Origin of the sequence: Lutibacter sp., assembly GCF_041562875.1 — a bacterium.
Taxonomy (GTDB): domain Bacteria; phylum Bacteroidota; class Bacteroidia; order Flavobacteriales; family Flavobacteriaceae; genus Lutibacter.
Genome location: NZ_JBFFOE010000076.1, coordinates 1 through 12,206, shown reverse-complemented (window position 1 = coordinate 12,206; position 12,206 = coordinate 1). Strand labels below are relative to the sequence as shown.

Here is a 12,206-nt window from a genome sequence, read left to right as displayed (position 1 = left end):
TGCAGCCAATTCAATGGCGATAGCAATATTTTTTGGAATGTTATTAAAATCTTACTCAAAATATGTGCTTCCAATAGTAATTTTATGGGCATTTTTAGTAGCCTATAGTAGAGTTTATATTGGAGTTCACTTTCCTTTAGATGTAATTACTGGAATTCTTTTTGGACTTATTTATGGAGCTTTGTTTTATAAATTATGTAAAATCTTCTTAAAAAAGCTGAGACTTTAAGACGTGTAAATTTCTTTATTTAAAGGTTTCATAAAAATCAATAAGAAAATTACACTAAAAGCTAATTCATATATTTCCCATTTTCTATTGGATGAAATAAAAACTAGTAGCAGCGTACATATTAAAAATGAAATAGTATGATGCCAGTGAACAATAGGAACTGCAAATTTATCCGCTAAATTTTTAACCCACTTATATTTTCGATATAAAAAAGGAGTAATAAGTAAATATATGATTAAAATAAAAGTTAATACCTGACTAAAAATTAACTTATTAATTTTTGTTTCACCAACTACCATATTGTGTAAATTGGTTTCTCCCTGTGCATTATTTTCTAAAAAATATTCTGAAGATTCTACATTGAAAATTCGTTGACCCCAAGAAATTTCTTCTCCAGCACCAAAAAAGAATACAAGAGCCAGAGCTAAAATGCCAAATTTCCAAAAGGAGTTTTTATGCTTAAAAAGTTTAAAAAACCGAACGAATAAAAGCATACTTGAAATAAAAAGAAATATTGCTGAGCCAGATTCAACAAAGCCATCTTCAACAGTATAAACTTCATCAAAATATTGAAGATCTGTATTTGCGAAATAGATTCCCAAACCAAATATTATTATTAAAAAGAGGTAGGCCAATTTTTCAGTTCTAGTGAGCAAGTTTATCATTATATTAATCTAAAATTTCATCAAAAGTACTATTTTTTGAAATTAGTTAAGAAAAAAGAAATGAAAATTATTAGATGATTTCTAAAAAAAAAGCAATGAATAAGGATTTTTACCGTTTAAGGCACTAAATTTGACCTCAAAATTTAATAGAATTATAGTATATGAAAAAATTAAAGTTTTTAAAACCAATAATATTATTTTTTAGTATTGGAATTCTAATTACTACAATTAGCAGGTTAATTCTTTTAAGTTTGTTCTCTTCAAGAATAACAGCAACAGAAAATTATTGGCTCATTTTTCCAATTGGTTTGCGAATGGATATTATATTGCTTTCATACATTGCTATAATACCTACATTGTTTACGGTTTTATTACCAGACAATTTACTTATTAAAATAGGAGGTTTTATTCGTTATTTTTTAGTGATATTTTTATTTTTAATATTGTTAATGGAATTGGCTACACCCAGTTTTTTAATGCAATATGACACGAGACCAAATAGATTGTTTATTGAATATCTCATGTATCCAAAGGAAGTTTTTACAATGCTTTTAAAAGGGTTTTGGGGTATTTTATTGGTGGCATTAATAGTACTATCAATATTTGGGTATTACTTATTTAAAAAATCTAAAATTTTATTTAAAACTCATTCTGATAGTTCATATAAGTTTAAGTTATTGGTTTCACCTTTAGTGTTCTTTTTGTTGTTTTTTGGATTACGTTCAAGTTTAACTTCAGTAAGGCCAATTAACTCAAGTGATGCTGTTTTTTCATCTGATCAATTTACAAATAGTGTAGCTTTAAATTCTCTTTATACCGTTGGATTTGCATTGAATTCTTTGAAAAGTGAAGAGGATATGATTAAAATGTATGGTAAGTTACCCATTGATGAAGCATTGCAACGAGTAAAGAAGTACATGACAACGAGTGCTACTGATTTTAAAAGTGAAGAAATTCCGTTGTTGCATTTGCAAAAAAGTACACACAAAGTTGAGAAACCATATAACTTAGTAATTTTTTTACAAGAAAGTATGGGTGCTGAATATGTAGGTGTTTTAGGTGGTTTACCATTAACTCCAAATTTTGATGAATTAAGTAAAGAAGGAATTCTTTTTTCAAATTTGTATGCAACAGGCACAAGAAGTGTTAGGGGAATTGAAGCTGTTACTACAGGTTTTTTGCCAACACCATCAAGAAGTGTTGTTAAACTTGGAAAATCACAAAGTAATTTTTTCTCGCTAGCAGGTGCATTAAAGGAAAAAGGATACGAAACAAGTTTTATTTATGGAGGTTCAGCTAATTTTGATAATATGGCCTCATTTTTTAATGGGAATGGTTTTGAAGAAATAATAGATGAAAATGATTTTAAAAAGGACGAATATGATTATAAAGGAACTTGGGGAGTTTCTGATGAATCTTTAGTGAAAAAAGGGAATGAATTGTATAAGTCATACGGAGAAAAACCTTTTTTTTCTTTAATGTTTTCAAGCTCAAATCACGAACCATTTGAATTTCCTGATGATAAGATTACATTATTTGATAAAGAGAAAAATACAGTTAATAATGCCATTAAATATGCAGATTATGCCATTGGAGAATTTTTTAAAATGGCAAAAAATGAAAGTTATTATAAAAACACAGTATTTATAATTATAGCAGATCACAATACAAGAACTTGGGGAAAAGATATCATTCCAATTAATAAATTTCACATCCCTGCATTAATAATTGCTCCAAATATAGATAAACCAATAAATTATGAAAAATTATGTAGTCAGTTAGATATGCCTCCAACATTATTAGATTTAATTGGTATAGATATAGAAACTCCCATGATTGGTAGAAATCTTTTTGAATTAAATGATTCAATTCCTGGCAGAGCAATCATGCAATTTTATACAACTAACGCTTTTAGAAATGGTGATGATTTACTTGTTCTTCAATCAGGGAAAGAACCTATTCAATTTAAAGTAGCAGAAAAAGATATACTTATTCCTGCTGAAAAGGTTGATAAAGAATTGGCAAAAGATGCTTTAGGTCATATTGTAACTGCTTCATATTTGTACAATTCATTAAAATATAGATTACCTGAAAATAAGAACTAAGAATTATATGCAAAATATTCATTTTATTATTAACCCTATCTCTGGCTCAGGAAATCACATTATAAATGAAGATGTAATTTTAAACCACTTCACAAAAGATAATTATAATGTTAAATTAAAGTATACCAAACAAAAAAAACATGCAATATTTTTAACGGAAGAATCAATAGAAGAAAATGCGGATATTATAGTTGCGTGTGGAGGAGATGGTACTATTAATGAAGTGGCAAGTTGCTTAGTAAATAAGGATATAATTTTAGGAATTATTGCAGTAGGTTCAGGAAATGGATTGGCCTCAAATTTAAAAATTCCAAAAAACATTAATAAAGCAATCGTACAAATAAAAAAACAGCGTATTTTAAAAATAGATGTAGGTTTAGTAAACAATAATTATTTTTTCAGTAATATGGGTATTGGTTTTGATGCTGAAGTTATTTGTCAATATGAAAGCATGCCAACTAGAGGTTTGTTTTCTTATGTTAAAGCATCTATAAAATCTTTTAAGTCTTATAAATATTTAACATATAAATATAGTTTAGATAATAAAGAGTTTTCAATACAGCCATTTTTATTTTTTATTTCCAATTCTAATGAAATGGGAAATAACATTACAATTACACCTAAAGCATCATTACAAGATGGGTTGTTAGACGTTGTTATAATTCCAAAAATTAATAAATTTAGGATGTTAATTTTTGGATTTCTTTTGTTAATTAGAAAACATTATTTATTAAAGGAAGTAATTTATAAGCAATTAGATAATTTAACAATTATTAAAAACAACAATTCTGCTATGAACATGCAAATTGATGGAGAACTCTATATTTTAAAAAATAATGAATTAAAAATAAAGATTTTAAAAAAGGCTTTAACAGTTATCACTGCTTAATCTTTAAATAGATAAATACTTTTTTTATTATTTCTATCAATTTCTTTTAGCAATAGCATACTAGCCTTACTAATTTTATCAAGTTTTTTATGTTGAATAATAATTAAAAATGGTTTTTTATTTAAAATAAGCTCTTCTAATTTTGTGTTGTCTTCAATAGATTTTATACTTCCTTTTGTATAAAATTGCCCAGAATAACTTTTGTTTATCCAATGATAGATTGGGATATTATTTTCAGAACTATTTTCAATTAAATATTTATCAGTATTTATATAAAATTCTTTTTTGTCACTAATTGTTATGCCTATATAAAATAATAATACTAAAACTGGGAATAGTAAACTCCACATAATTATTTTTTTACTATTTAAAATTTCTTTCCACCAATGTGTTATTAATAAAGCTATTGGAACCATTACAGGTAGTATGTATGGATGAATTAAACTTTTAGAAACTGTAAAAAATAATGGTGTCCATAATAGCCATAACACTAAAAAGAAAACCCATTTATCTTTTATGAGAATAGCTTTATTTTTCCATAGTTTACTTATTACTATTTGAATCCAAGGAATTGCAAATAGAAATAAAAATACCCAAATCATTCCAAGTGGTTGAGATTTTGGAAATCCATATTTATCACCTTGCCAACCTGAACTTAAAAATCGTTTAAAATGTTCTCCAACAATAAAATAATCAACAAAACCAGGTGTTTTTTGTTCCGCTAAATAATACCAAGGTACAGCAATTATGGCAGTTATCAATATTCCTAAAACCCATGGAAAAGATTTCCATAACGACTTGAATTGTTTAGATATAACTACCCAAATAAAAATTGGAGGTCCTGTTAAAATGATGATAATAGGACCTTTAGCTAACAAACCTAACCCTAAACCAACAAAAAAGAGGTATTTCCAAAAGTGTTGTTCTTTGTTATGAATGCCTTCCCAAAATGAAAGCATCACTAAAGTTACGCAAAATGCTAAAGCTGTATCTGTTGAAACAACGCCAGCGTGAATTAAAAATTCTGGAATTGTTAGCAGAATAACTCCTGGAATAAAAAAGTCCAATCCTTTTCTTTTTGCATATTTTCCAACCAGTAAAACGATGAAAATGCTAATTAGTAAATATGGAAATCTTGCGGCAAATTCATTTACGCCAAATAATTTAAAACTAATGGCCGATAGCCAAGTTGAAAGAGGTGGTTTAGCCCAAAAAGGAAGACCATAATCTATTTGTGGCGTAATCCAATTATTAGTTTCTGCCATAATTCTGGCAATTTCAGCGTAACGAGCTTCCGTTTTATCCATTAATGGAATAGCATAATTCATGAAAGCTCTAAAAAGTAATAATGCAACTGTTATAATTAAATAAGGAGATATTTTTTTAAGATTCAGCTTCATTTTAAACTGCTTTATTTTTTAGTTGATTGTAATGTTTTTTTATACGATATAAATCTAGCCAAAGTTTAAAAAAATAAGTCATTTTAACTTTTGAATCATCATAATCTATCCAAGATTTTAAAGGTATTTCTTTAGCAATTTTACACATTTTTTCTTCACCATAAATTTTTATAATGCGATGAAAAAGTTCAACATCAAACAACCATTTTGAAATAAATTTTTCTGTAAAAATTTTCTCAGAAAGTTCACTTTTAAATATTTTACATCCACATTGAGTATCATAAACGTTTAATTTTAACTGATTTGAAATAAATGTTGCTATAATTCTACCAACTAAAAACCGAAACATTTTTCGTTCAATATGGTTATCTATTTTTTGTATTCTAGACCCGAATGCAAATATGGTTTCATCTTTTACAACTTTACTAATTTCAAAACACTCTTCTAAAGTTGTAGCTAAATCAGCATCTAAATAAGCAATTTTTTGATGTTTAAAATGAGTATTACAATGTAATATTCCGGTTCTTACGGCTTCTGCTTTTCCTACATTTTTTTGAGTAGAAATTGCTTCAACATTATTTGGATACTTGTTTTTTATTTCATCTAGAACTCCAATAGTATTATCACTTGATCCATCGTTAACAAAACATAATAAGACATCTTGCTCTAAATTTAAAAAATTAAACATACGATTCTTATCAAGTCTTTTTTCTTCGTTATAGCAAGGTATAACAATGCATAAATCAAATAGTTTTGTCATTATTTTTTGGAGAGTTTTTGCAATGATTCAGCTTTTTATATAGATTTTTTCTAAATTTCGAATATCCTTAATGTATTTTTAAACCATTAAAGGCTTCAAATAAATTTAGTGTAAATTTAAAATATTTATTTTGATAAAAATACAACACTTAAAATAATGTTTCGTCTTTGTAAATTGAGGTCTTGAAACGAATGAATAAAACTGTTTTTTATGAAATGAAATCCATTGTAGTATAAATTTTTCCATTAAGGATTTGTTTTTATCTTTACAACTTCAAAAACAAGATACTATTAATGGAATTATACAAAACAAATCAGCTAAAAATATACAATTCTTTAAGTAAATCTAAAGAAATTTTTAAACCAGTATTAGAAGGGAATGTTGGAATGTACGTTTGTGGACCAACCGTTTACAGTAATGTACATTTAGGAAATGTAAGAACTTTTATGTCTTTCGATTTGATTTTTAGGTACCTAAAGCACTTAGGATATAAAGTAAGATATGTTCGTAATATTACTGATGCAGGTCATTTAACGGATGATGATTCTGAAGATAAAATATCTACAAAAGCTCGATTAGAAAGAATTGAGCCTATGGAAGTTGTTCAAAAATATACAATTGATTTTCATAAAACATTACAGAGTATTAATAATTTGCCGCCAAGTATTGAGCCAACGGCAACAGGTCATATTGTTGAACAAATTGAAATTATAAAGGACATTTTAGCAAAAGGAATGGCTTATGAAGTAAATGGTTCTGTATATTTTGATGTGTTAAAATATAATGAAACTGAAAATTATGGAATTCTTTCTGGAAGAAATCTTGAAGATTCAATTGAAAATACCCGTTCGTTAGATGGTCAATCTGAAAAGAAAAACCCACAAGATTTTGCACTTTGGAAAAAAGCAGATGAAAGCCACATCATGCGTTGGCCTTCACCATGGAGTGATGGTTTTCCAGGCTGGCATTTAGAGTGTAGCGCTATGAGCACTAAATATTTAGGGAAAAATTTTGATATTCATGGAGGAGGAATGGATTTAAAATTTCCTCACCATGAATGTGAAATTGCTCAATCAAAAGTAAATAATCATGTGAATCCGGTAAATTATTGGATGCACGCAAATATGCTGATTTTGAATGGTCAAAAAATGTCAAAATCAACTGGGAATTATATTTTGCCAAATGAAATATTTTCTGGTGAAAATAACATATTAAGTAAGCCTTTTTCACCAAGTGCTACTCGGTTTTTTATGTTGCAAGCAAATTATAGAAGTATTTTAGATTTTACAAGTGCTGGGTTAGAAGCCTCAGAAAAAGGATATTTAAAATTAATTGAAGCTATTCATAAATTAGACAAAATTGAAGTTGCTTCAACATCAACTATTGATATTAAAACTTGGAAGCAAAAATGCTATGATGCAATGAACGACGATTTTAATAGTCCGGTTTTAATTGCGCAGTTATTTGAAGCTGTGAAGTATGTGAACTTGTTGATGGAGAAAAAGGAAACATTAACAGCTGAAGATTTAAAAGAATTTAAAGCAACTATACACACGTTTGTATTTGATGTATTAGGGCTGCAAAATGAGGTAAAGCAGGACAGTTCAGATAAAATAAATGGAGTAGTTGAGATGCTGATTAAAATGAGAAAAGAGGCACGTGATAATAAAGATTGGGCATTGTCTGATAAAATTAGAGACGAACTAGCAGTTTTGGGTATCCAATTAAATGATGGAAAAGAGGGTACTACATTTTCAGTAAACTAATTTTGAAAAATTTCACTCAAATAGTAGCAATTCCTTTTATTTGGTTGGTACGGTTTTATCAAGCCGCTATTTCACCATATACACCTTCAAGTTGTAGATATTCGCCAACATGCTCAAGCTATACTTTAGAAGCCTTGCAAAAGCATGGAATATTTAAAGGTGGTAAATTGGCAATTAAACGTATTGGAAGTTGTCATCCTTGGGGTGGAAGTGGTTATGATCCTGTTCCAGAAAAAGAGGAAAAGTCTATGACTTCAAAGAGAAAATAAAAAAATATAATTTTAAATATTAACGTAAATTTAGTTTCTTTTTAAAATTGAATAAATAAATTAGCAATTCAACAACTAAACAATAAAACTATGATATTACTTCAAATAGACTGGAATCCTTCTCCAATATTATTCAAATTAGGTCCTATTGCTATACGGTATTACAGTTTAATGTTTGTAATTGCTTTTGTGTTGGGTTTACATTTAATGAAGAAAATTTATATAAATGATAAAATTCCAATTGAAAAGTTAGATTCATTATTTATTTATGTTGTTATTTCTACAATAATAGGAGCCAGAATTGGACATTTTTTATTTTACGATCCTGAGTTTTTAATCAGAAAACCATTAGAAGTAATTTTACCTTTTAGATTTTCTCCAAAATTTGAAGTTACAGGTTTTGCCGGTTTAGCAAGTCACGGTGCTGCCATTGGAATTATTACAGCCTTATATTTTTACAGCAAAAAGGTTTTAAAAGAGCCATTATTATATATTTTGGATAGAGTAGCTATTCCTGTTGCAATTGCCGGAGTATTTATAAGATTAGGAAATTTAATGAATTCTGAAATTATTGGAAAACCAACATATTCTAATTATGGTTTTGTATTTAAAAGATTAGGAGAAGATTTTCCACGTCATCCAGCACAATTATACGAAGCAATTTGCTATTTAGTAATTTTTATTATTCTTTGGTTTGTATATTGGAAAACTGACAAAAAGCAAAAAGCAGGTTATATTTTTGGACTATTTTTTGCACTTCTTTGGTCAGCACGGTTTTTGGTTGAATTCTTTAAGGAAAAACAAGTAGAAGGTGGTGAAAATTGGATTTTAGGACTAAATACTGGGCAAATGCTTAGTATACCACTAATTTTAGTTGGATTGTATTTTATGTTTCGTAAAACTAAAGCTTAAATTTAAAAGTGTTAGATTTATTTTTTGAAAACAAAGTGTTTGAAAAAGTCAATTTTTCTGTTGAAAAATTGACTAGAGGAGAGTATGAGAATTGTACCTTTATAAATTGTGAATTTTCAAATTCAAATCTGTCAAATTATTCTTTTCTTGAATGTGAATTTGATACTTGTAACTTAAGTATGACAAAATTTAAAAATACATCCTTAAAAGATGTAAACTTTAAAAATTGTAAATTATTGGGGATTCATTTTTATGAAGTTGATTATTTTTTATTAGAGCTAAATTTTGAAGAATGTGATTTAAATTTAGCTTCATTTTATAAGCTTAAACTTAAAAACATAAAATTTAAAAACTGTAAGTTAATAGAAGTTGATTTTACGGAAACTAATTTAACACATTCAATATTTAATAATTGCGATTTGAATGGAGCGATTTTCGACAACACATTATTAGAAAAATCTGATTTTAGAACTTCATATAATTATGTTATGGATCCCGAGATTAATAGTATAAAAAAAGCTAAATTTTCGTTGCAAGGATTACCTGGATTGTTAAGTAAATACAATATTGAAGTTGAAGTATAAAAATTATTCAAAAAAAAATGAGGCTTTTAAAAGCCTCATTTTTTTTATCCTTTAACTTGATTTTGTTTAAATTCTTCAAACTTAGTATCTTTATTTTTCGGCCAATTATTGTTGCTTAAATCAACATCTGCCGTTTCTTCATCAGGATCAACTGTAATTTTTGAAATTACTTTACTTGAAGGGAAAACCTTTGTTACTTCTTTGTCATTCAATCTCCAAATTTCAGCAGGATATTGTTTGCGTTCTTTGGTGCCATCTTCATATTCAAATTCAACAACTATAGGCATCACTAAATCACCTGGTTTCTCAAAAACTAATTCATAAAAATAGTTGGGAGCTTTTAAAGTTAATTTTTCTTCATCAGTGAAATTTTCTTTAATATAATCATTCAATAAATTATAGTCCTCAACTTTTTTGCCTTTCAAATCAGCTGTAAATTCTTTGCTATCTTCAGAAACTAAGTATAAGGAAGGTGGAAATTGGTCAAGAGTAATCCCATATGATTTAGCCATGTTTTCTACACGTTCAGTAGGTTTATCAGTAACATAGTATTTTTTCACTTCTTTTATGCCAATATCATTACTTCCTGTAGTGTAAAACCAACCTCTCCAAAACCAATCTAAATCCATAGCTGAAGCATCTTCCATAGTTCTAAAAAAATCGGCTGGAGTTGGGTGTTTAAAAGCCCAGCGTTTTGCGTAAGTTTTAAATGCATAATCAAATAATTCTGGTCCCATAATTGTATTTCTAAGCATCCATAAACCTGCCGCAGGTTTAGCATAAGCATTTGCACTAAAATTATAAACGTGGTCACCTTGTGTCATTATTGGTGCTAATTTAGATTGATCTCCACTCATATAGCCAATAATATTTTTTGGCAAACCTCTATTTAAAGGGTAATTTGCCTCAAATTCGAGCTCAGCTAACATTTGAACAAAAGAATTTAAACCTTCATCCATCCAAGTCCATTGGCGCTCATCAGAATTAATAATCATAGGGAAAAAGTTATGTCCTACTTCATGAATAGTTACACCAATCATTCTATATTTAGTACGATCACTATAGGTTCCATCAGGGTTTGGTCTTCCTGGATTAAAACAAATTTGAGGGTATTCCATACCCATTTGGCCATCAACTGAAATTGCTTTGTGATATGGATAATCTATAGTATGTTTAGAATAGGTTATTAAAGTTTGCGCTACTGCTTTTGTTGAATAATCTCCATATAATGGATTTGCTTCTTTTGAATAATATGAATAAGCCATTACGGTTCTTCCATTAATATCAACAGCCATTCCATCCCAAATAAATTTTCTAGAACTTGCAAAAGCGTAATCTCTCACATTCTCAGCAATAAATTTCCAAGTCTTCGATTTTTTAGATTTTTTTTTCTCGGCTTCAATGGCTTCATCTTGATTAGCAATAACAACAGGTGTATGGAAAGACTTTCTAGCTGCAGCTAATCTTTTTTGTTGCGTTTTAGTCAACACTTCTTTTTCATTTTGGAGAACTCCGGTTGCACCTAACATGTGATCTTCAGGTGTAGTAATATTTACTTCATAGTTTCCGAATTCTAAAGCAAATTCACTCCTTCCCCAAAATTGTAAGTTTTGCCAACCATCAACATTGTTATACACAGCCAATCTTGGAAAAAATTGAGCAATTACATAATTGTTATTCCCATCAATTGGAAAATGCTCAAAACCTGAACGGCCTCCTTGGGTTACATGATTATTTATGTTATACCACCATTTTATTTTGAACGAAAAAATTTCACCACTTGCAATTGGTTTTTCTAAATTTAAGCGCATCATAGTTTGGTTAATGAGGTATGATGCATCACTTCCATCACTATTTTTAACATATTCAATTTTAAAACCACCATCAAAAGCTTCTTTTATATAGTTTTTGGCAAACTCTTCAGCAGTGTACAATACATTTGCTTCATCTTCTCGTATGTCTGGGGTTTTTGAATCTGCAGCACGTATATTTTGATCTAATTGAATCCATAAATATTCTAAATTATCTTTAGAATTGTTATGATATATAATAGTTTCTTCTCCATAAATTCGTTCGTTTTCATCATCTAAAATAATATCCATTTTATAGTCAACCTGTTGTTGAGTATATTCATAACCTGGTGCGCCAGATGCTGTATGTTCAGTATTTGGTGTTGGTAATTCTTCATTTAATTGTTTGAACTTACTTGTATTGTAATGCCCTTTTTGTCGGTCGGTTTCTTGAGCAAATATTGATGTCACGATAATTAACAATAAAGCAGGAATTATAAATAATTTTTTCATTTATGATGAATTAGTTTCTAGTTTTTTAAAATTGGTATTATTTATAAACAAAATATTTTATATATAAAGTGAAATTCCCGTCAACGTGAACTTGATTGAGATTCTCATATAGACTAATTACATATATGATGTAATTCTGAATCTAGTTCAGAACGATTCCCTAAATTTTTTAAATCACTCTAAATTTTACCCTTTTATTTTATTTTGCTTGAATTGCTCAAACTTAGTTTCTTTGTTTTTTGGCCAACTATTGTTAGTTGTATCTACGTCGGCTGTTTGCTCATCAGGATCAACAGTAATTTTTATAATTGCTTGACTAGATGG

At 28.3% G+C, this 12,206-nt stretch carries 11 protein-coding genes; 7 read left to right on the top strand and 4 right to left on the bottom strand.

The annotated features are described in order from the left end of the window. Positions 1 to 229 (top strand): phosphatase PAP2 family protein (locus tag ABY863_RS10265; protein ID WP_372794488.1); only part of this gene is annotated, 229 nt, incomplete at its 5' end. Here the strand turns inward: ABY863_RS10265 and ABY863_RS10260 are convergent. Beyond that, a complete protein-coding gene (locus tag ABY863_RS10260) occupies positions 226 to 894 on the bottom strand; it encodes a hypothetical protein (protein WP_372794486.1) in 669 nt (222 codons plus the stop codon). The genes ABY863_RS10265 and ABY863_RS10260 overlap by 4 nt on opposite strands. Positions 895 to 1,055: 161 nt before the next feature. Between ABY863_RS10260 and ABY863_RS10255 the strand changes: the two genes are divergently transcribed. Next, complete coding sequence (locus ABY863_RS10255; RefSeq protein ID WP_372794484.1) at positions 1,056 to 2,999, top strand: LTA synthase family protein; 1,944 nt, start codon at positions 1,056 to 1,058, stop codon at positions 2,997 to 2,999. A gap of 7 nt (positions 3,000 to 3,006) precedes the next feature. Next, positions 3,007 to 3,888 carry a diacylglycerol kinase family protein gene (locus ABY863_RS10250; RefSeq protein WP_372794482.1) on the top strand — a complete coding sequence of 294 codons (882 nt, stop codon included), beginning with the start codon at positions 3,007 to 3,009 and terminating at the stop codon, positions 3,886 to 3,888. Here ABY863_RS10250 and ABY863_RS10245 read toward each other — a convergent pair. Both ABY863_RS10245 and ABY863_RS10240 read right to left on the bottom strand, forming a co-directional pair. Next, entirely contained in the window at positions 3,885 to 5,288 is a 1,404-nt protein-coding gene (locus ABY863_RS10245) for an ArnT family glycosyltransferase (protein WP_372794480.1), read from the bottom strand. The genes ABY863_RS10250 and ABY863_RS10245 overlap by 4 nt on opposite strands. Position 5,289: 1 nt before the next feature. Next, the gene (locus tag ABY863_RS10240; RefSeq protein WP_372794478.1) at positions 5,290 to 6,048 is read right to left on the bottom strand and encodes a glycosyltransferase; all 759 of its coding nucleotides are present in this window, start codon (positions 6,046 to 6,048) and stop codon (positions 5,290 to 5,292) included. A 293-nt stretch (positions 6,049 to 6,341) separates the two neighbouring features. Between ABY863_RS10240 and cysS the strand changes: the two genes are divergently transcribed. From cysS to ABY863_RS10220, 4 genes are all read left to right on the top strand, one after another. Next, positions 6,342 to 7,814 carry a cysteine--tRNA ligase gene (gene cysS / locus ABY863_RS10235; RefSeq protein WP_372794476.1) on the top strand — a complete coding sequence of 491 codons (1,473 nt, stop codon included), beginning with the start codon at positions 6,342 to 6,344 and terminating at the stop codon, positions 7,812 to 7,814. Between the two features lie 2 nt (positions 7,815 to 7,816). Further along, on the top strand, positions 7,817 to 8,083 hold the full coding sequence (gene yidD, locus ABY863_RS10230) for a membrane protein insertion efficiency factor YidD (protein ID WP_372794474.1): 267 nt from the start codon (positions 7,817 to 7,819) through the stop codon (positions 8,081 to 8,083). A gap of 90 nt (positions 8,084 to 8,173) precedes the next feature. Continuing rightward, positions 8,174 to 8,995, top strand: coding sequence for a prolipoprotein diacylglyceryl transferase (gene lgt / locus ABY863_RS10225; RefSeq protein ID WP_372794472.1), 822 nt, complete (start codon positions 8,174 to 8,176; stop codon positions 8,993 to 8,995). An 8-nt stretch (positions 8,996 to 9,003) separates the two neighbouring features. After that, on the top strand, positions 9,004 to 9,579 hold the full coding sequence (locus ABY863_RS10220) for a pentapeptide repeat-containing protein (protein WP_372794470.1): 576 nt from the start codon (positions 9,004 to 9,006) through the stop codon (positions 9,577 to 9,579). Between the two features lie 44 nt (positions 9,580 to 9,623). On the opposite strand, the gene ABY863_RS10215 is transcribed toward ABY863_RS10220, so the two are convergent. After that, the gene (locus tag ABY863_RS10215) at positions 9,624 to 11,882 is read right to left on the bottom strand and encodes a M1 family metallopeptidase (RefSeq protein ID WP_372794468.1); all 2,259 of its coding nucleotides are present in this window, start codon (positions 11,880 to 11,882) and stop codon (positions 9,624 to 9,626) included. Between the last annotated feature and the right edge of the window lie 324 nt (positions 11,883 to 12,206).